Genomic DNA, 19723 nt, shown 5'->3' with positions numbered 1-19723 from the left:
TAAACTTTGGACTTTCAACTCTTGCCCTGCTGGCCTCCCGGCCAGATTTCATGCATAATCGCGCCCCCGCGGAATCCTCCGTGGTTTTATCAACCTCTCTGGCCGACCTGGTCGCGGGAAGCCCGAGAGCAGACTGGAGACATAACATGTCCAATGAATTCCTGCTGAATGCAGAAATCCGCAGCGACGCGGGGAAAGGTGCGAGCCGCCGCCTGCGTCGTCTGCAAGATCGCGTACCTGGCATCCTCTATGGTGGCGAAGCCGAACCGCAGATGATCAGCGTTGAGCTGCGCGAGCTGAAAAAAGCCCTGGAAAACGAAGCGTTCTACAGCCACATCCTGACCCTGAAAGTCGACGGCAAGGATGTACAGGCGGTACTGCGTGACCTGCAGCGTCACCCGGCCAAAGGTGTTCCGACCCACGCGGATTTCCTGCGTGTGGACAAGACCCACAAGATCACCATGAACGTACCGCTGCACTTCATCAACGAAGCCGGCTCCATTGGCGTGAAGAAGCAGGGTGGCGAAATCCAGCACAACATTTCCGAAGTGGAAGTGAGCTGTCTGCCGCAGGATCTGCCTGAGTTCATCGAAGTGGATATGGCTGAAGTCGAAATGAACGCCATCGTTCACCTGTCCGACCTGAAACTGCCGAAAGGCGTGGAACTGACTCAGCTGGCGCTGGGCGACGACCACGACCAGCCGGTTGCTGCTATCCACGCGCCGAAAGTACGTGCTTCCGAGTCTGACGACGAAGAAGGCGGCGAAGAAGCAGCCAGCGAAGAATAAGACGCACCGTGGCGGAACCTGTTCGACTGATCGTAGGCCTGGGTAACCCGGGCCGCGAATACGAAGACACCCGCCACAATGCCGGCGTCTGGTACATTGACGCCCTGGCTCGCCGCCAGGGCGTTTTCCTTTCCGAAGACAAGAAGTACTTCGGCCTGACCGGCACCTTCACCTTTGAAGGCGAAACCATTCGCCTGCTGGTCCCGACCACTTTCATGAATCGCAGTGGTCAAGCCACGGCCGCACTGGCCAATTTCTTCAAGATCCCTGTCACGCAGATACTGGTCGCCCACGACGAACTCGACCTGCCTCCAGGCACTGCCCGCTTCAAGTTGGGCGGAGGCCACGGTGGGCATAATGGTCTGCGCGACATCATCAGCAAGCATGGCAACAGCCGCGACTTCTACCGCTTGCGGCTTGGTATTGGCCATCCCGGCTCTGCTGCCCAGGTCACGCCTCATGTGCTCAACAAGCCGTCGAAAGCCGACCGTGATCTGATTGACCGCGCCATCGACGAAGCGGTGTATCACACCCCGGATATGCTTCGCGGGGAACTGAACAGCGCGATGAATCAACTGAATGGGTTCAAGGCGTAGAGGACAGGTTCAGCCTTCCCTGACCCGTTCGCGTGTTGCCCGCATTATCGATCCTGCCCGTAACGCGCCAGCACCCATTGTCCAGCCGGCCGGGTATTGAGCTTATGCAGCTGTGCCTGCAGAGCCGGGGAAAGGGTGCTCTCGTCGAAAATATCCCAAGGGGTACCGACTGGGCTCAGCAGCGGCGCCAACAGGCTGGCTGCGGCAATGTCCGCCAACGTAAAGGTGTCCCCTACCAGATAGTGCCCATTGCCCTTTTGAAGGCAGGACTCCACCAGGGCAAGCCCTTCCTCCACACGCTGCTCGGAACGCATCACCGCCTTGGGTTGGATCCGGTACAGGCGACGCACCGCCTCACGGGTCACGGGTGTCATGACTTTCTGCACCATCGCCGGCAGCCCGTAGGGCGTGAGCATGGCATCCATCACTTCCGGCCGGTCAATGATCTGCCCATAGAGCCAACGGCGGACATGAACACCAATGCGGTCAAACTGCTGCTCCAGCTCAATCACCCGGGCTCGCAGCTCCCGGTCTTCCGGTAACAGGGGGCGTTCCGGGTATGTCTTTTCCAGGTAATAGGCAATCCGGGTGGAATCGCCCACCGTCCGCTTGCCGTCACGAAGAATTGGCAAGGTATCGATCCGGGCCATCAAGCGGGTGCGGATACGGTGCGGCCCGGGCAGCAGGTTATGGATACGGAAACCCAGCCCCTTGTGGTCAAGCTGCCAGCGGGTTTTCTCGCAATAATGCGAAATCGGAAACTGGTAAAGAATGCGGTCAGTCATGATGGTGCGCCAGTCAGGATCATGGCCGCAGTCTAGCCCCTCCCCAAAATGGCACATCGGCATCAGCGCCCTGCCATGCCGTCCCCCCAGCAACCCCGCTTTCCGCCTGCCGGTGGTCGCTTTTCCGGCCCGCTTTCAGTAGCATTGCGGCCTCGAAAACTGGAGGTCTGTCATGGGTTTCAAATGCGGTATCGTCGGTCTGCCCAACGTGGGCAAATCCACCCTGTTCAACGCGCTCACCAAGGCGGGGATTGATGCCGAGAACTTCCCGTTCTGCACCATTGAGCCCAACACTGGCGTGGTCCCGGTACCCGACCCGCGTCTGGACAAACTGTCCGCCATCGTGGATCCGGAGCGCGTAATGCCCGCCACCATGGAATTCGTGGACATTGCCGGCCTGGTTGCCGGCGCCTCCAAAGGCGAAGGCCTGGGCAACAAGTTCCTTGCCAACATCCGTGAAACCGACGCTATCGCCCATGTGGTACGTTGCTTCGACGACGAAAATGTTATCCACGTGGCCGGCAAGGTCTCACCGCTGGACGATATCGCCGTGATCAATACCGAGCTGGCACTGGCGGATCTGGATACCGTGGAAAAGGCCCACCTGCGTGCCACCAAAGCCGCCAAGGGCCAGGACAAGGATGCCAAAGGCCTCCTTCCTGTTCTCGACAAGGTATTACCCGCATTGAACGAGGGCGAGCCTGCCCGCTCCGTGGAGCTCAATGACGACGAGCGCAAGGTGCTCAAGAGCCTCAACCTGCTGACGCTCAAGCCGACCATGTACATTGCCAACGTGGACGAAGGCGGCTTCGAAGACAACGCCCTGCTGGATGCCGTACGCGAGCTGGCCGAGAAAGAGAACTCTTCCGTGGTGCCGATCTGCGCCAAGATTGAATCCGAAATCGCCGAGCTGGACGACGAAGAGAAGGCGGATTTCCTGTCTGATCTCGGCATGGACGAACCGGGTCTGAACCGGGTAATCCGTGCGGGTTTCAGCCTGCTCGGCCTGCAGACCTACTTCACCGCCGGCAAGAAGGAAGTCCGCGCCTGGACCGTCAAAGTGGGCGCCACCGCGCCACAAGCCGCCGGGGTCATCCACACCGATTTCGAGAAAGGCTTCATCCGTGCCGAAGTCACTGCCTACGATGACTACATCGAGCACAACGGTGAGTCCGGCGCCAAGGATGCCGGCAAATGGCGCCTGGAAGGCAAGGAATACATCGTCAAGGACGGCGATGTAGTGCACTTCCGCTTCAACGTGTAAACGCCACAGGCACGCAACACGCTAAAACGAAAAGGCCGCCCGAGGGGCGGCCTTTTCGTTTTTCGCTGTTAACTGATTTAATCAGTGCCACCCGCATTCACCGGCTCAAAGTCTTCATCCTTCAACTCCGGCAGCTTCTCATCACAGCCCTGAATGCCCTGCTTTTTCAGGTTGGTGCACACCCGATCCAGCTTGTTGTCCACCGCATGCATGTGATCCAGCAGCAAGTGAATGGCTTCGGCCACCGGGTCGGGCATGTCGTTGCTGACCCCATAGGCCTGAAATCCGATTTTCTCGGCCATTTCCTGACGGGTCTTTTCTTTCTCGGTGAGCGGCTTGTTGATCACACGACCCGGGATCCCCACCACCGTTGCCCCTTCCGGTACCTCTTTGGTCACTACCGAGTTGGAACCGATCTTGGCGCCCTTGCGCACGGTAAACGGGCCCAGCACCTTGGCGCCGGCCCCCACCACCACCCCATCTTCCAGGGTCGGGTGGCGCTTGCCTTTGTTCCAGCTGGTGCCGCCCAGGGTCACCCCGTGATACAAGGTGACGTCATCGCCGATCTCTGCGGTTTCACCGATCACCACCCCCATGCCGTGGTCGATAAAGAACCGACGACCAATCTTGGCACCCGGGTGGATTTCAATACCGGTCAGCCAGCGGGAAAACGTGGAAATAATGCGCGCCAACTGCTTGAAGTTGCGCCGCCACAGGCCATGGGCCAGACGGTGAAACAGCACCGCATGCAGGCCGGGATAGTTGAGCAACACTTCCAGCGTGTTGCGGGCCGCCGGGTCCCGATGAAATACCGACGCAATGTCCTCGCGTACTCGATCAAACATAGCTACCTCGTCCAGGACCTGAGTCCTTATGGATGCGCCAACCCGGTCTGCGTTACGGGTTGCCGCCCTCCTTCATTTTTTTCTCCAGCGCCACCAGCACACCCCGCAAAATGCTCATTTCCATTTTGTCGGGTCGGGCGCGCATAAACAAACGGCGCATGCGCGTCATGACCTGCCCCGGCTGCTCCGGATTCAGGAACCCACTCTGCTCCATGACCGTTTCCAGGTGATCCAGAAAACCGGCCACCGCCTCGTTGGTAGCAAGCGGCTCATCCCAGAACATCTCGGGCAAGGGCATCGCTTCGCGGCGCGAGCGGGCTTCCTTGAGATCGAAATCCTCTCCCAGCAACGCCAGGCGCAACTCGTAACAGATCAGCTGCACCGCCGAGGCTACATTCAACACCCCGTAATCCGGGTTGGCCGGGACGCTCACGTGCAGGTTGCAACGACGCAGCTCGTCGTTGGTCAGCCCGCGGTCTTCACGGCCGAACAGCACCGCAATGCGTGTTTCTTCCGGCTCGTGGGACAACTGCGCCGCCAGCTGACGGGGGGTCAGACAGGGCCAGGGAATCCGTCGCTGGCGAGCACTGGTACCAATCACCAGCGTGGCGCCTTCCAGGGCCTCATCCAGGCTGTCACATACCTGCGCGGCTTCCAGCACATCGCCGGCACCTGACGCCCGGGCAGTGGCTTCCACATTGGGGTAGCCCTGCGGTTTTACAAGGCGAAGATCCGACAACCCCATGGTTTTCATGGCTCGGGCAGCAGCCCCCACATTACCGGGATGGGTGGTTTCCACCATCACGATACGCACATTTTCCAGCATCAGCGTTCCTGTAACAGGTCTGGTCGTAAAAGACGGCAATGTTATCATGAGAGTGTATTAATGACTGCTTAGGCTCTGCTACAATCCGCGCCCCGGTCAGGCCTGCCCTGCTGCCGGAGCTCTTTTACAGTCAATTTTTGAGGACAGATGCATGCATGCGCCGCAAGTGAATATCGCCCTGCGAGCCGCCCGCTCCGCGGGTAACCTGATTAGACGCGCTGCCGAAAGCAGTGACCCGGTGTCTGTCACCAAGAAGGGCATGAACGACTTCGTTACCGAAGTGGATCGTGCGGCTGAAAAGCGCATTATCGAAACCCTCCTGAAAGCCTATCCGGACCACGGCATTCTCGCCGAGGAATCCGGCATCATCGAAGGCAAGGGCGAAGGGGCCGATTATCAGTGGATAATCGACCCGCTGGATGGCACCACCAACTTTATCCATGGCTTCCCCCAGTACTGCGTTTCCATTGCCCTCAAGCACAAAGGCAAAGTGGAACATGCGGTGATTTACGATCCCAACCGCGATGAGGAATTCACCGCCAGCCGTGGTCGGGGCGCGGCCCTCAATGGCCGCCGCATTCGCTGCACCAACCGTCCCGGCCTGGACGGCTGCCTGATCGGCACCGGTTTCCCGTTCCGCAAGGATCAAGCCCCCTTCATGGACGCTTACCTGGGCATGTTTGCCGACATCGCCGCCAGCACCGCAGGCTTGCGCCGCCCGGGCTCTGCCGCCCAGGACCTGGCCTGGCTGGCCGCAGGCCGCCTGGATGGTTTCTTTGAATTCGGTCTGGCCGAGTGGGACATGGCTGCTGGCGCCTTGCTGATCACCGAAGCCGGCGGGCTGGTTGGCGACCTGAGCGGTGGTCACAAGTACCTGGAAAGCGGCGGCGTGGTCGCTGGCAGCCCCAAGGTGTTCAAAGGCCTGCTGCAAAAAATCAAACCCCATCTTACCGACGGTCTGCGAAGATAAAGACAGCTTCGAGCTATCCGCTTCCAGCCATGACGCGGCCCAAGCCAGGTGCCAACCAGCACCTCTTGAGCCGCACCCCATTGCCTTCCATGTCAGCTTCCTTCCTGTTAAGCGCTTCGATTTCTGCTTTTCCGCTTTTTCTCGCAGCTCACCGCTAATCGCTCGCCGCTGATTTCCTTAGACCCCAAACCGATTTTTGCAATTCGGCATGGACATCTGTGTGTGCTTTGCTAGCGTGAAAGACAGACACGTTGGCAAGGAGACATGGAATGGGCTCAGTAACGCTATCGGATCCGTCACTTTTCCGTGAGCAGTGCTACATCGACGGTCAATGGTGTGATGCGGACGACGGTGGCACTTTCACGGTGGACAACCCGGCCACTGAAGAGACGCTGGGTACTGCGCCACGCATGGGCGAGGCCGAAACCCGCCGCGCCATTGATGCCGCCCATGCCGCCTTCCCTGCGTGGCGAGACAAAACTGCCGCAGAACGGGCCGGCCTGCTGGAAACCTGGCATGACCTGATGATGGAACATCAGGACGACCTCGGTCTGCTGATGACACTGGAGCAAGGCAAACCCCTGGCCGAAGCCAAAGGCGAAATTGCCTACGCCGCCTCGTTTCTGAAATGGTTTGCTGAAGAAGCCCGTCGCGCCTACGGCGACACCATCCCGGCACCAAAACCCGGCCAGCGTATCGTGGTCATCAAACAACCCATCGGTGTCACCGCCGCGATCACCCCCTGGAATTTCCCCTCCTCCATGATTACCCGCAAGGCGGGTGCGGCTCTGGCAGCCGGCTGTACCATGGTCGTCAAACCGGCCAGCGCCACCCCCTATTCGGCATTGGCACTGGCAGAGCTGGCCCAGCGGGCCGGCATTCCGGCCGGCGTTTTCAGCGTCATTACCGGTAGTGCAGGGGCAATTTCCACCGCCCTGACCGACTCCCCCATTGTTCGCAAGCTGAGTTTTACCGGTTCCACCGAAGTGGGCAGCAAACTGATGGCCCAATGCGCCAAACATATCCAGAAGGTCTCACTGGAACTCGGCGGCAATGCGCCCTTCATCGTGTTTGATGATGCCGATCTGGACAAGGCGGTGGAGGGCGCCATGGCCAGCAAATTCCGCAACACCGGCCAGACCTGCGTGTGTGTTAACCGCTTCCTGGTACAGGACAGCGTGCATGATGCCTTCGTGGACAAGCTCAAGGTCGCCATCGAAGCCATGAACGTAGGCAATGGCATGGACGATGGCGTGACCCAGGCCGCCCTGATCAATCGCGGTGCCGCCGACAAGGTCATGGAGCATATCGAGGATGCCCTGGGCAAGGGCGCCACTGTTATCACCGGCGGGCAGCGACATGAACGCGGCGGCAGTTTTGTACAGCCTACCCTGATCACCGGTGTCAGCCAGGACGCCCAGCTCTGCCAGGAAGAAACCTTCGGCCCACTGGCCGCCGTCATCCCGTTCAAGAGCGAAGAAGACGCCATCCGGATTGCCAACGACACCCCGTACGGCCTGGCGGCCTATTTCTACAGCAATAACATCCACCGCTGCTGGCGTGTGGCTGAAGCACTGGAAAGCGGCATGGTCGGCGTCAACGAAGGCCTGATTTCCAATGCTGCGGCCCCCTTCGGCGGCGTCAAGGAATCCGGCCTGGGCCGGGAAGGCTCCCATCAGGGAATGGATGAGTACCTGGAAGAAAAATATCTCTGCATGGGTAGCTGATACCCCTGAACGGTCGCCTGGCGCGGCCCACCCCTGAGTGAGGCCTGAAGACAGAACCGCGCCGGCCAGAAAGGAGACGGAATGGGACAAACGCTGAACATTGCCCTGTTGCCCGGTGACGGCATTGGCCCGGAAGTCATGGATGTGGCGGACGCGCTCCTGGAACAGTTGATTCAACGCTATCAGCTCCCCCTCGCTGCGACCCTGTTTCCCTGGCCATCCCATGCCTGGTACCAGCAGCACGGGCAGATGATGCCTGAGGATGGCGTGGCGCAATTGCGCCGCTTCGACGGCATCCTTCTCGGGGCACTGGGTGATCCCGGCCCACTGGATGATCCTGAGCGGTTTGTCCTCTCTGACAGTATTTCACTGGGGCCTTTGCTGGCCCTGCGCAAACAGCTGGATTTATGGGCCTGCGAGCGCCCTGCCCGCTGGCTGGCTGGTGCTTCCCAATACCTCGCGGACCCACGCGCCAAAGACGTCGACATGCTGGTGATTCGGGAAAACAGTGAAGGCGAATACAGCAATCAGGGCGGCCGCCTGCGGGCCGGCACGGCAGACGAAATCGCCACCCAGGTCGAAGTCTTCACCGCCACGGCCACAGAACGGCTGATTCGCCATGCCTTCGAACGTGCCGAAGAACGTGCCCGACTGCGCGACACCCCACGCCAGTTCAAGGACGGCAAAGCCGCCCAGGTGTGCCTGATCACCAAACGCAATGCGCAACCCTTCTGGGGAGATCTGTACACCGAAACCTTCGCCCGCATCGCGGCTCTCTATCCCGAGGTGGACACCCATCACGAGCTGGTGGACGCCGCCTGCATGAAGTTCGTGCAAAGTCCCTGGCAGTTCGATGTGATCGTGGCCAGCAACCTGCACGGCGACATTCTCACCGACCTGGCTGCAGTGCTGTGTGGCGGGCCGGGCCTGGCACCGTCTGCCAACCTGAATCCGGCTGACGCCGACACGCCAGCCCTGTTTGAGCCGGTACACGGCAGTGCCCCGGATATCGCCGGAAAGAATCTGGCGGACCCCCGTGCCACCCTGTTAAGCCTGGCCATGCTGCTGGACACCCTGGCGCCGAACCATCCGGCCATCGGCAATGCGGCACAACATCTGCATGACCTGATAGCAGAGGATTTACGACAGCCCTTTACAGGCACCCGGGAAACCGGCCAACGATTGAGTCAACGTATGGCCGCTGCCGTCTGAGGGCAGCGCCATTGATGAGGAAAACCGCGACAGCAAAGCAAACACATCGCAAGCATTGGTAAACGGAGGCGCCATGAGTCATTTGTCCCCCCTGCTGGTCCAGTCCAGCGGCATTTGTGCGGAGCGCGGCGAAGGAAGCTGGCTCTATGACAAGGACGGCAACCGCTGGCTGGATTTCACGTCCGGGATTGGCGTCACCGCCACAGGCCATTGCCACCCAAGGGTCGTTGCGGCTGCCCAGGAACAAGTGGCCAAGCTGGTGCATGCTCAATACGCCACGGTCACCCACCCCAACATGCTGGCACTGACGGACAGGCTCTATGAGCACTTGCCCAAAGGACTCGATGCGGTGGCCTTTTCCAATTCCGGCAGCGAATCCGTCGAAGCCGCCGTGCGGCTGGCCCGTCAGGCCACCGGACGCACCAATCTGATTGCCTTTCGCGGTGGCTTCCATGGCCGCACTTTGGCGGCGGCCTCCCTGACCACCTCCACCAGCAAGGTCCGCACCGGCTGGCAACCGCTCATGGCCGGGGTCAGCATCGCCCCCTTCCCCCATGCCTACCGCTATCAACAGAACATGGACGAATGCGTGGCGGCCTGCCTGCACGAGCTGGACCATATCTTCGCCACCGAGTGCAATCCGGCAGACACCGCCGCCATGATCATTGAGCCGGTGCAGGGTGAATACGGTTATTACCCCGCCACAACCGGGTTCATGGAAGGCTTGCGCGAGCGGTGCGACAAGCACGGCATCTTGCTCATTGCCGACGAAATCCAGGCGGGCTATGGCCGCACCGGGCGTTTCTGGAGCCACCAGCATTTCAATGTGAAGCCCGACCTGATTATTACTGCCAAGGGGCTGGCCAGCGGTTACCCGCTGTCTGCCATCGCCGCCAGCAAGGACTTGATGAGCCACGGTTATCCAGGCTCCCAGGGCGGCACTTACGGCGCCAACGCGGTGGCCTGCGCAGCGGCCCTTGCCACCCTGGATGTCATCGAGGATGAACAGCTGGTCGCCCGGGCCGACAGCCTAGGTGCCCGGTTGCGAAAGCATCTTGAAGGTTTGCAGAAAGAGGACGGCGGCATCGATGAAATCCGCGGCGCCGGTCTGATGTTGGGCGTGGAAATGGTCAGCGCGCCGCACGTTCCCGACGGCGACCGCGCTGGCCGCATTCTCAAACATTGCGAGCAGAACGGCATGTTGATGCTGCGCTGCGGCAGCCAGGGACAGGTGGTACGCTGGCTGCCCCCGTTGACGGTCAGCGAGACAGAAATCGATCAGGCCGTTGACCTGTTTGCCAAGGCGCTGAAGGCCACCGCCTGAGCGCCGTACTGAATCAAGGATCTTGTATGACCGAAACCGTTGTGACCGTGCTGCTTGCCGAAGACGAGCCCTCCCTGCCCGGCCTGGAAGCCCTTGCCGGCCAGGCCCGGGTGCAGGAAGCACGGACACCGGAGCAGCTGAAAGCCGCCCTGCCGGACACCGAGGTACTGGTGGTCACCGACTTTCGCACCGATGTGCTGGCGCAAGTGTGGCCGGACAACTGCCCGGTGCGCTGGGTCCATGCCACCAGCGCCGGCGTGGATGCACTGATGATCGACCCGATCAGGAACAGCGACATCGTCGTCACCAACGCCCGCGGCATATTCGACCGGGGTATCGCCGAGTATGTGCTGGGTGCGGTGCTGATGTTTGCCAAAGACACGCTCACCAACCTGTCACTGAAGCGCGAGCATCGCTGGCAACACCGTGAAACCCGCCTGCTGCGTGACAGCCTCGCCGTCATCGTGGGGGCGGGTTCGATCGGCCGGGAAGTGGCCCGTCTGCTGGGCGCGCTGGGCGTGAACGTGGTGGGCACCGCCCGCCATGCCCGTGACGATGCAGCCTTTGACAAGGTGTATGCGCAAGACGATTTGCCCGGGCTCCTTGGCGAGGCGGACTACGTAATCATCACCGCGCCACTGACCCCGGACACCGAAGGATTATTCGATGAGCCGCAGTTCCAGCGCATGAAAGCCGGGTCGGTCCTGGTGAACGTCGGCCGCGGCCCCATCGTTCGCACCGACGCCCTGCTGGCCGCCTTGCAGAGTGGTCATCTGGCCGGGGCCGCACTGGACGTATTTGAACAGGAGCCCCTGCCCGCCGATCACCCATTGTGGGATCAACCCAACGCCATGCTGTCCGCCCATATGGCAGGGGATTTCATCGGCTGGCGCGCTGCGCTGGGGCAGCAATTTGTCGACAACTTTGAACGCTGGCAACAGGGCGAGGCGCTCGCCAACCCCGTCAGCAAGGAACATGGCTATGTCAGCAATGCCTGAGTTCGGATCCATTCAGACCAGGCATACGTCACACCAGGAGGTAAGCCGATGAGCAAGGAACTACTGACCATGAGCGCCCAGGCGCTCAAAGCCGCCTACCAGACCGGCGCGCTGTCCCCCGTGGAAGTGTGCTCCAGCCTGCTGGACCATATCGAAAAGCACGACCAGGCGCTGAATGCCTGGTGCCTGATCGACCGCGACACCACCCTGCAATGGGCCCGTGACTCGGAGCAACGTTATCAGGATGGCAAGGCAGACGGCCTGCTCGATGGAATCCCGGTGGCGGTCAAGGATGTGTTCCTGACGCCCATGTGGCCAACCGTGAAAGGGTCAAAAACCATCGACCCCGACGCGACCCTCAACAAACGCTCCCCCGCCGTGGCCGCCCTGGAACGGCATGGCTATGTCCCGCTTGGCAAAACCACCACCCCGGAGTTCGGCTGGAAGGGCATCACCGACAGCCCCCTGTGCGGGCCGACCAACAACCCCTGGAACCCGGCACGCACTGCCGGCGGCAGCAGCGGCGGCAGCTCAGCGGCGGTCTCGGCCGGCATGGCGCCCCTGGCGCTGGGCACGGATGCCGGCGGCTCAATTCGCATCCCGGCCGGTTTTTGCGGCATCGTGGGCCATAAACCCACCTTTAGCGAAGTCCCACACTGGCCGGCCAGCCCGTTCGGCACCCTGGCGCACGCAGGCCCCATGACACGAACCGTAGCCGATGCCGCACTGATGATGAACGTGCTGTGCGAAGCCGATGCCCGCGACAGTCTGGCCGCACCGCGCCGCCATATTGATTATGTGGCAGCCCTGAACCAGCCCATGAAAGGCCTCAACATCGCCATGAGCACGACTCTCGGCTATGTAGACGTGGACCCGGAAATCGAAAAGGCGTTCAAGGACGCTGCCAAGGTGTTCGAGGACCTGGGCGCCACCGTGACCGAAGCGGACCCCGGTTTCAGCAACCCGCTGGCCGCCTTCAGCCATCTGTTCTACAGCGGCGCCGCCAACGCCATGCGCGACCTGGGCGACCGCCAGCGCAGCCTGATGGACCCGGCGCTGGTCGAAGTGGCCAGCAAGGCCGAAAAGCTCACCATGCTGGACTATCTGGGTGCCATGAACGAGCGCATGGCCGTGAGCGAACGCATGGCGGTATTCCATACCAAGTACGATCTGCTCATCACCCCGACCCTGCCCATCGAAGCCTTTGATTCCGACCGCGAAGTGCCGGTGGACTGGCCCAGCACCCGCTGGCCGACCTGGACGCCCTTTACCTACCCGTTCAACCTCACCGGGCAGCCGGCGTTGTCGGTGCCCATGGGCCTGAACAGCAATGGGCTGCCCATGGCCCTGCAAATCATCGGCGCCCGTTTCGATGACGCCCGGGTACTGGCGGCAGGTCACGCCTTCGAGCAGGCAAAGCCATTCACAGACTTGCCGCCCTTGCTACAGGAATAACCTCTTTCTGCAGGAGCATCGCAGTCGGCTCGAAAACCACAGCAAGAAGCGGGCAACGGGTTTGGTGGCGCACACCGCACCCTCGCGAAAAGTTTTTCAGGAAGGAGAACATGATGGGCAATATCAATCTGGACACGGATTTCTACGAAAACGAAGACCCGATCTGGAATCCGGCGTTGCTCACCATTCCGGTGCCGGGAATTCGCCGCATGGTGAATCTTGCCGCAGACATGGACGACGTTATCCATCTCTCCATCGGCCAACCGGACTTCAAACCACCTGACCATGTCATTCAGGCGGGTGTGGATGCGCTCAAGGCTGGCCAAACCGGCTACACCATGGATGCCGGGCTGCCGGAATTACTGGAGGCATTGGCGGAGTATTACAGCAAGCGCTATGGCCGCCCGCTGTCACCGGAAAATTTGATGATCACCACGGGGGCCACGGAAGCCATCTACCTGGCTCTGACTGCCACCTCGGCACCTGGACGCGAGTTCATCATTCCCGACCCTTCCTTCATGCTTTACGGCCCACTGATTCGAATGAATGGCGGCACAGTCAAAAGCATTGCAACCCGCCCCGAAAACAATCACCAGCTCGACCCACAAGAAGTGATCGATGCAATGGGGCCGAACACCTTTGCCGTGGTGCTCAACTCTCCCAGCAACCCCACCGGCACCATTTATCCCCGGGAAACGATTGAAGCCATTGTCGAAGAAGCCGCCTACCGGGGCATTCATGTCATCAGCGATGAAGTGTATGACCATCTGATTTATGATGGCAGGGAATATCCCAGCGTACTGTCCTGTTGCTCTGACCTTGACCATGTCATGGTGGTCAGCAGTTTCTCAAAAACCTTCTCCATGGCCGGTATGCGAGTTGGCTGGATGATTGGCAGCCAAGGCGCGATCAAGAAACTGCGCCGCTACCACATGTTCACCACCACCGTGGCCAACACGCCCTGTCAGTGGGCCGGTGTGGCCGCCCTGCGCGGGAGCAACCAATTCATTGACAGCATGGTAGAGGAATACCAGCAACGCCGTGACCGCCTGGTGGAACTGGTGGAACAGACACCCCACCTCACCGGCTACCGCCCGGAAGGCGCCTTCTATTTATTCCCCTCGCTCCCCGAAGGCGTGGATAGCGCCAACGTGGCCCTGAAGATGCTACGGGAAACCGGCGTCTGCACCATCTCCGGCGACACCTTCGGCGAAGCCGGCAAAAGCGCATTACGCATCAGCTATTCGACCTCCCTGGATCAGATCGAGGAAGCCTTCGAACGAATTATTCCGTGGATGAAAAAGCAGAACTTTAGTTAAACGCCAGATGCCTGACACAAAAAAATCGCCTGCAGGCAGGTTCCCACAGCAACACCAAAATAAAAAAAGCCGCGAAAGAATCGCGGCTTTTTTGTTTTAGCTGTTAACTGTTAACTGCTCTTATGGCATTTCATCAATTTCTTCCGGCTCCGGAATGATGAAATCCTCCTTGCTCACATTCATCATGAAGAGGATGTTGCTCACCACGTAAATGGAAGAGTAAGTACCGACAGCGATACCCACCAACAGCGCTTCCGAGAAAGAACGCATCACCTCACCACCGAAGAAGAACAGTGCCACCAATACCAGTAACGTTGTCAGAGAGGTATTGATGGTTCGGCTGAAGGTCGCATTCACAGCATCATTGATGATCTGTTCAGGGTCACTCTTGCGCGAGTTGCGAAAATCTTCCCGAATCCGGTCCGCCACCACAATGGAGTCATTCAGGGAGTAACCAATGAGCGCAAGAACTGCCGCCAGCACCGTCAGGTCAAACGGCCACTGCACCAGAGAGAAAATCCCCAGCACGATGATCACGTCATGGAACAGCGCCACCACAGTGGCAACACCAAACTTGTTGGAGAAGCGGAACCAGACGTAGAGCATCATCAAACCCAGCGCCAGCAACATGGCGGTGCCGGATTCATCGCGCAGCTCGTCACCCACCTGTGGGCCCACGAATTCCACTTTGAGCAACTCCAGCTCACCATTGTGCGCCTTGAGCGCCGCGTAGACGTTATGGCCCACCTCATCCGCGTCCGCGCCTTCTTTTGGCGCCACGCGAATGTTCACTTCCTTTGGCGAACCGTAGTGCTGTGCCACCGCATCGCCGTAGCCCGCCGCAGTCAGATCCGCACGAACCTGCGACAACTCCACGTCTACCGGGCTTTTCACTACCACTGTGGTCCCGCCAGTGAAGTCCAGCCCCAGGTTCAGCCCCCGGGTGACCAGCAATACCACCGAGGCAATCACCAGCAGGACAGACAGGATGCCCAGCGGTTTGCGGACACCCATAAAGTTAATGTTCATGGTTGCTTTACTCATCGCATCACCGCCTTAGATACTCAGTTTCGCCGGTGCACGGGCGCCGCGCCCGTAAACCATTTCCGCCATGGCACGGGTCCCAATGATCGCCGTGAACATGGACGTAAGAATGCCGATAAACAGGGTAACCGCGAAGCCCTGCACCGAACCGGTACCGGCCGCGAACAGGATCACCGCGACAATCAGGGTAGTGATATTGGCATCCAGGATGGTGGTAAAGGCACGGCCATAACCCTCTTCGATGGCCTGCCGGGGTTTAAGTCCGCGACGCAGATCCTCACGAATACGTTCGAAGATCAATACGTTGGCATCCACCGCCATACCCACGGTCAACACGATGCCGGCAATGCCCGGCAGCGTCATGGTGGCACCGGGAATCAGCGACATGATGCCCACGATGATGACCAGGTTACCCAGCAGGGCCACATTGGCAATCAGGCCAAACAGCTTGTACCAGATCACCATGAAGATCAGCACCAGCGACAAACCCAGCGCCATGGACTTGAGGCCCGCCTCGATGTTCTCGGCACCCAGGCTCGGGCCGACGGTGCGCTCTTCCACAATGCTTACCGGCGCCGCCAGAGAACCCGCCCGCAGCAGCAGGGCCAGCTCGGACGCCTCTGCGGGATTATCCAGCCCGGTGATCCGGAATCGACTGCCCAGGGTGTCCTGAATGGTGGCAACGTTGATCACGTATTTGTCGGTGGTACTGACCATCTTGTCGACCAGATTGCCGTCTTCGCCCTCGACCTTCTTCACGTCAGTCTTGGTTTCAATAAACAGCACGCCCATGGGGTTACCGACGTTCTTGCCCGTAATGCGCTGCATACGACGGGCGCCATCGGAATCCAGGGTGACGTTCACTTCCGGTGAACCGGAGTCCTGACTGAAGCCCATGCGCGCATCAATCACCTGATCACCAGTGGCAATTTTGGACTTGCTCATGGCCACGATTCGGCCTTCCTGCCCCTTGAAGGGATAGAATTCCACGCCCGGAGGCGCCATGCCGCTGCGCAGCCGCGCCGACGACACATTGTTATCTACCAAGCGGAATTCCAGCGTCGCGGTACGCCCCAGAATCCGGCGTGCCTGGGAAGCATCCTGAATGCCCGGCAGCTGCACCACGATACGGTCAGCTCCCTGACGCTGTACCACCGCTTCCGCCACACCCAGTTCGTTGACACGCTTGTTCAGGGCAGTACGGTTCTGGTCGACGGCGTAGTCCTGCATTTCCTTCAGGGCACTGTCGTTCAACACCAGAACGGCTTCCGGGGTATCTCCGGCCGGCTTCATGGTGAACTTGTCCAGCGCCTGGCGCAGGGGAGCTCGTGCCGCATCGGCGGCGACCTGGTCGGCAAAGGTTACCGTGAGGGTCGTGCCATCCACCGCAACATCACGATAACGGACTCCCGCATCACGCAGGGTCAGCTTGGCATTACCTGCCCAGGCTTCCATGCGGCTGTCGACCACCGCATTCATGTCTACCTGCAACAGGAAATGCACCCCGCCGCGCAGATCCAGACCCAAATTCATGGGGCTGGCACCGATGGATCGCAGCCAGTCCGGCGTCGTTTCGGCCAGGTTAAGGGCAACCACATAGTTATCCCCCAGTTCAGAGGCCGCCAGATCGCGGGCACGCAGCTGGGCTTCGGTATCGTTCAGGCGCACCAACAGGGAGGAGCCGACGGATTCGCCGGGGCCGTGACTGAGTCCGGCCTCATCCAGAGCGCCAAGCACTCTCTGACGGGCCACGTCAGAGACTTCACCGCCAGCATCAGCATGGCTGATCTGAATGGCAGGAGCGTCCGGGTACAAGTTGGGCAGGGCATACAGGCCGCAAACAACGAGGGCGGCCAGAAGCAGGAAAAATTTCCAGCGTGGATAGCGGGTCATAGCTCTTTCCGGTGTTTATTCCGGTGGTGTCCGGTGTAATAAAAAGCCCCGTCAGAAACGGGGCTGAGAGTCTTAAATGGACTTGATGGTGCCTTTGGGCAAGGTGGCCTGGATGCTCTGCTTTTGCAGTTTGATTTCCAGGTTGTTGCTGATTTCTACCACCACGAACTCGTCGGTGACCTTGGCGATCTTGCCCAGAATGCCACCGCTGGTGACCACTTCATCACCCTTGTTCAGGTTTTCCACCAGATTCTTGTGCTCTTTGGCGCGCTTTTGCTGCGGACGAATCAGGAAGAAGTAGAACACCACCATCATCACCACCAGCATGATCAGCTCGACACCACCGGGGCCGGCCGGGGCCGCCTGGGCATACGCCGGAGAGACCAGGGCAGTGGCCAGAAGGGCCAGCAGGGAACGCATTGCGATTTTCATTAATTACTCCAGTTTTCAATAAGCTACAGCGCGGGAGTCTGCTCACCCCGAGCGGCATAGAAGTCGTCCACAAAGGCGGACAATGTACCCCCTTCAATGGCCCCCCGCAATCCAGCCATCAGGCGCTGATAGTAGCGCAGGTTATGGATGGTATTGAGCTGGGAGCCAAGCATTTCATTGCAGCGATCCAGATGGTGCAGATAGCTGCGGGAAAAATGCTGGCAGGTATAGCAGTCACACTCGGCTTCCAGTGGCGCCAGGTCGTGACGGTGTTTGGCGTTACGGATCTTGATCACCCCTTGAGAGGTAAACAGGTGGCCGTTGCGGGCATTACGGGTGGGCATGACACAGTCGAACATGTCGACTCCGCGCCGAACCGCCTCGACGATATCTTCCGGCTTGCCGACCCCCATCAGGTAACGGGGACGGTCTGCAGGCATATGCGGCGTCAGGTTACCCAGAGTACGCAGCATTTCTTCCTGGGGCTCACCCACACTCAAACCACCCACGGCATAACCATCAAAGCCGATATCCACCAGACCGGCCAGCGACTCCCGGCGCAGGTTGTCGTACATGCCGCCCTGCACAATGCCGAAGCAGGCCGCATCGTTGCCCTGGTGCGCATCCTTGGAGCGTTGTGCCCAGCGCAGGGACAGTTCCATGGAATCTCGGGCCTGCTGCTCGGTGGCAGGAAACGGGGTGCATTCATCGAAGATCATGCAGATATCACTGCCCAGCGAGCGCTGTACCTGCATGGCTCGCTCGGGCGTCAGCTCGACCTTGTCGCCATTGATGGGGTTCTTGAACACCACGCCGTGTTCGGAAATCTTGCGCATTTCTCCCAGGCTGAAGACCTGAAAGCCACCGGAATCGGTAAGGATGGGTTTGTCCCATTGCATGAAACCATGCAGGGACCCATGGGCTTCGATCACCTCGGTGCCCGGGCGCAGCATCAAATGGAAGGTATTGCCCAGACAGATCTCGGCACCGGTATCGGCCAGGTCTTTCGGCAGCATGCCCTTCACCGTGCCATAGGTCCCCACAGGCATGAAGGCCGGGGTCTGGATCGTGCCGCGGGGGAAGGTAATCTCGCCACGACGGGCATCACCGTCCGTGGTCTTCAGGGAAAATTGCATTCGAGACATCAGTCCCCCTTTGCGGTGGACACATCCACCCTTTCAATGAACATGGCATCGCCGTAGCTGAAGAAACGGTATTCTGCCTCGATCGCCGCCTGATACGCGCTCATGACGCGTTCTTGCCCGGCAAAAGCACTGATCAGCATCAGCAGCGTGGACTTGGGCAGGTGGAAATTGGTCAGCAGACACTCCACCAACCGGAATTGATAACCGGGATAGATGAAAATATCGGTCTCCCCCTGACCGGCCTTCAAGCTACCGGACTGGCTGGCGGCTTCCAGCGCCCGCAACGCGGTGGTGCCCACAGCCACAATACGTCCGCCACGGGCATGGGCCTGCGCCACCTGCTCCACCAGCGTTTCGGGAATCTGGTAGCGTTCGCTGTGCATGTGATGGTCTTCCACCTTGTCCACACGCACGGGCTGAAACGTCCCTGCTCCTACATGGAGGGTGACATAGCCGATATCAACCCCGTGCTGCTGCAGGGCCGCCAGCATCGCCTCATCAAAATGCAGCCCCGCGGTGGGAGCCGCCACGGCACCGGGCTCGCGGGCATACACGGTCTGATAGCGCTCCATGTCCCCCTGTTCATCCGGGCGATCGATATAGGGCGGCAACGGCACATGGCCAATCGTTTCCAGCGCGCCAAGCAGGGTCTCGCAGCCGTGGAACTGGAGAATAAACAGGGCATCGCGGCGACCGGTGACCTGGGCCCGTACGCCCTCATCAAACTGCAGCCAGCTGCCCGGCTTGGGGGATTTGGAAGCACGCACATGGGCCAACGCTTCATGATCATCCACGACCCGCTCAATCAGCACTTCCACCTTGCCGCCACTGTCTTTGTGGCCGAACAGGCGAGCCGGGATCACCCGGGTGTCATTGAAGATCAGCAGGTCACCGGGCCGCACATGGCCCAGCAAGTCAGGAAATTGCTGGTGTTGGAGGGCGTCACGAGTCAGCGCCAACAAACGGGCATCACGGCGCTGCGCGGGGGGATGGCGGGCGATCAGCCCGTCCGGGAGTTCAAAGTCAAAATCGTCGACGTTCACGTACTGTACCGGCACGGAAGTTCAAGGGAGGGCAAGGATACCCGGCACCGAAAGCAG

At 60.1% G+C, this 19723-nt stretch carries 18 protein-coding genes; 10 read left to right on the top strand and 8 right to left on the bottom strand.

Annotated elements, in window-relative coordinates; genetic code table 11:
• Positions 1–146 precede the first annotated feature (146 nt).
• Both Q672_RS24840 and pth read left to right on the top strand, forming a co-directional pair.
• Positions 147–788: a 50S ribosomal protein L25/general stress protein Ctc gene (locus tag Q672_RS24840; RefSeq protein WP_022985171.1), complete on the top strand. Its 642-nt coding sequence runs from the start codon at positions 147–149 to the stop codon at positions 786–788.
• Positions 789–796: 8 nt separating this feature from the next.
• Positions 797–1384, top strand: coding sequence for an aminoacyl-tRNA hydrolase (gene pth / locus Q672_RS24835; protein ID WP_022985170.1), 588 nt, complete (start codon positions 797–799; stop codon positions 1382–1384).
• 44 nt (positions 1385–1428) lie between these two features.
• Here the strand turns inward: pth and Q672_RS24830 are convergent, their stop codons facing one another.
• Complete coding sequence (locus Q672_RS24830; RefSeq protein WP_031226357.1) at positions 1429–2169, bottom strand: glutathione S-transferase family protein; 741 nt, start codon at positions 2167–2169, stop codon at positions 1429–1431.
• A 172-nt stretch (positions 2170–2341) separates the two neighbouring features.
• On the opposite strand from Q672_RS24830, the gene ychF reads away from it, so the two are divergent.
• Complete coding sequence (ychF, locus tag Q672_RS24825) at positions 2342–3433, top strand: redox-regulated ATPase YchF (protein ID WP_022985168.1); 1092 nt, start codon at positions 2342–2344, stop codon at positions 3431–3433.
• Between the two features lie 77 nt (positions 3434–3510).
• Here the strand turns inward: ychF and cysE are convergent, their stop codons facing one another.
• A complete protein-coding gene (gene cysE, locus Q672_RS24820) occupies positions 3511–4278 on the bottom strand; it encodes a serine O-acetyltransferase (RefSeq protein WP_022985167.1) in 768 nt (255 codons plus the stop codon).
• Between the two features lie 52 nt (positions 4279–4330).
• The gene (trmJ, locus tag Q672_RS24815) at positions 4331–5104 is read right to left on the bottom strand and encodes a tRNA (cytosine(32)/uridine(32)-2'-O)-methyltransferase TrmJ (protein WP_022985166.1); all 774 of its coding nucleotides are present in this window, start codon (positions 5102–5104) and stop codon (positions 4331–4333) included.
• A gap of 151 nt (positions 5105–5255) precedes the next feature.
• Here trmJ and Q672_RS24810 point away from each other — a divergent pair, with 151 nt between their 5' ends.
• The 7 genes from Q672_RS24810 (at position 5256) to Q672_RS24780 (ending at position 14109) form a co-directional block, all read left to right on the top strand.
• Positions 5256–6074, top strand: coding sequence for an inositol monophosphatase family protein (locus Q672_RS24810; RefSeq protein ID WP_022985165.1), 819 nt, complete (start codon positions 5256–5258; stop codon positions 6072–6074).
• A gap of 269 nt (positions 6075–6343) precedes the next feature.
• Complete coding sequence (locus tag Q672_RS24805; protein ID WP_022985164.1) at positions 6344–7801, top strand: NAD-dependent succinate-semialdehyde dehydrogenase; 1458 nt, start codon at positions 6344–6346, stop codon at positions 7799–7801.
• An 81-nt stretch (positions 7802–7882) separates the two neighbouring features.
• Positions 7883–9013 carry an isocitrate/isopropylmalate dehydrogenase family protein gene (locus Q672_RS24800; RefSeq protein WP_022985163.1) on the top strand — a complete coding sequence of 377 codons (1131 nt, stop codon included), beginning with the start codon at positions 7883–7885 and terminating at the stop codon, positions 9011–9013.
• Between the two features lie 73 nt (positions 9014–9086).
• Positions 9087–10337: an aspartate aminotransferase family protein gene (locus Q672_RS24795; RefSeq protein WP_022985162.1), complete on the top strand. Its 1251-nt coding sequence runs from the start codon at positions 9087–9089 to the stop codon at positions 10335–10337.
• A gap of 26 nt (positions 10338–10363) precedes the next feature.
• Positions 10364–11335, top strand: coding sequence for a D-2-hydroxyacid dehydrogenase (locus Q672_RS24790; protein ID WP_022985161.1), 972 nt, complete (start codon positions 10364–10366; stop codon positions 11333–11335).
• A 48-nt stretch (positions 11336–11383) separates the two neighbouring features.
• Positions 11384–12790 (top strand): amidase, encoded by a 1407-nt coding sequence (locus Q672_RS24785; RefSeq protein ID WP_022985160.1) that lies wholly within the window; start codon positions 11384–11386, stop codon positions 12788–12790.
• 110 nt (positions 12791–12900) lie between these two features.
• Positions 12901–14109, top strand: coding sequence for a pyridoxal phosphate-dependent aminotransferase (locus Q672_RS24780; RefSeq protein ID WP_031226356.1), 1209 nt, complete (start codon positions 12901–12903; stop codon positions 14107–14109).
• A gap of 120 nt (positions 14110–14229) precedes the next feature.
• Here Q672_RS24780 and secF read toward each other — a convergent pair whose 3' ends face one another.
• The 5 genes from secF to queA all read right to left on the bottom strand — a co-directional run bounded on the left by secF (position 14230) and on the right by queA (position 19666).
• A complete protein-coding gene (gene secF, locus Q672_RS24775; RefSeq protein ID WP_022985158.1) occupies positions 14230–15153 on the bottom strand; it encodes a protein translocase subunit SecF in 924 nt (307 codons plus the stop codon).
• 12 nt (positions 15154–15165) lie between these two features.
• On the bottom strand, positions 15166–17046 hold the full coding sequence (gene secD / locus Q672_RS24770) for a protein translocase subunit SecD (protein WP_022985157.1): 1881 nt from the start codon (positions 17044–17046) through the stop codon (positions 15166–15168).
• Between the two features lie 72 nt (positions 17047–17118).
• Positions 17119–17478 (bottom strand): preprotein translocase subunit YajC, encoded by a 360-nt coding sequence (yajC, locus tag Q672_RS24765; protein ID WP_022985156.1) that lies wholly within the window; start codon positions 17476–17478, stop codon positions 17119–17121.
• A 23-nt stretch (positions 17479–17501) separates the two neighbouring features.
• Complete coding sequence (tgt, locus tag Q672_RS24760; RefSeq protein WP_031226354.1) at positions 17502–18614, bottom strand: tRNA guanosine(34) transglycosylase Tgt; 1113 nt, start codon at positions 18612–18614, stop codon at positions 17502–17504.
• A gap of 8 nt (positions 18615–18622) precedes the next feature.
• On the bottom strand, positions 18623–19666 hold the full coding sequence (queA, locus tag Q672_RS24755) for a tRNA preQ1(34) S-adenosylmethionine ribosyltransferase-isomerase QueA (protein ID WP_031226351.1): 1044 nt from the start codon (positions 19664–19666) through the stop codon (positions 18623–18625).
• Positions 19667–19723 lie beyond the last annotated feature (57 nt).

This window comes from Alcanivorax sp. P2S70 (genome assembly GCF_000475295.1).
GTDB lineage: Bacteria > Pseudomonadota > Gammaproteobacteria > Pseudomonadales > Alcanivoracaceae > Alcanivorax > Alcanivorax profundi.
Note: the sequence above shows the minus strand (reverse complement) of the source record. Positions and strands in the feature narration are given on the sequence as shown.

Bases quoted from the DNA above. Each gene is read 5' to 3' on its own strand.
- Q672_RS24840 (WP_022985171.1), top strand. From the start codon at position 147: ATGTCCAATGAATTCCTGCTGAATGCAGAAATCCGCAGCGACGCGGGG.
- Q672_RS24830 (WP_031226357.1), bottom strand. From the start codon at position 2,169: ATGACTGACCGCATTCTTTACCAGTTTCCGATTTCGCATTATTGCGAG.
- ychF (WP_022985168.1), top strand. From the start codon at position 2,342: ATGGGTTTCAAATGCGGTATCGTCGGTCTGCCCAACGTGGGCAAATCC.
- cysE (WP_022985167.1), bottom strand. From the start codon at position 4,278: ATGTTTGATCGAGTACGCGAGGACATTGCGTCGGTATTTCATCGGGAC.
- trmJ (WP_022985166.1), bottom strand. From the start codon at position 5,104: ATGCTGGAAAATGTGCGTATCGTGATGGTGGAAACCACCCATCCCGGT.
- Q672_RS24810 (WP_022985165.1), top strand. From the start codon at position 5,256: ATGCATGCGCCGCAAGTGAATATCGCCCTGCGAGCCGCCCGCTCCGCG.
- Q672_RS24805 (WP_022985164.1), top strand. From the start codon at position 6,344: ATGGGCTCAGTAACGCTATCGGATCCGTCACTTTTCCGTGAGCAGTGC.
- Q672_RS24800 (WP_022985163.1), top strand. From the start codon at position 7,883: ATGGGACAAACGCTGAACATTGCCCTGTTGCCCGGTGACGGCATTGGC.
- Q672_RS24795 (WP_022985162.1), top strand. From the start codon at position 9,087: ATGAGTCATTTGTCCCCCCTGCTGGTCCAGTCCAGCGGCATTTGTGCG.
- Q672_RS24790 (WP_022985161.1), top strand. From the start codon at position 10,364: ATGACCGAAACCGTTGTGACCGTGCTGCTTGCCGAAGACGAGCCCTCC.
- Q672_RS24785 (WP_022985160.1), top strand. From the start codon at position 11,384: ATGAGCAAGGAACTACTGACCATGAGCGCCCAGGCGCTCAAAGCCGCC.
- Q672_RS24780 (WP_031226356.1), top strand. From the start codon at position 12,901: ATGATGGGCAATATCAATCTGGACACGGATTTCTACGAAAACGAAGAC.
- secF (WP_022985158.1), bottom strand. From the start codon at position 15,153: ATGAGTAAAGCAACCATGAACATTAACTTTATGGGTGTCCGCAAACCG.
- secD (WP_022985157.1), bottom strand. From the start codon at position 17,046: ATGACCCGCTATCCACGCTGGAAATTTTTCCTGCTTCTGGCCGCCCTC.
- yajC (WP_022985156.1), bottom strand. From the start codon at position 17,478: ATGAAAATCGCAATGCGTTCCCTGCTGGCCCTTCTGGCCACTGCCCTG.
- tgt (WP_031226354.1), bottom strand. From the start codon at position 18,614: ATGCAATTTTCCCTGAAGACCACGGACGGTGATGCCCGTCGTGGCGAG.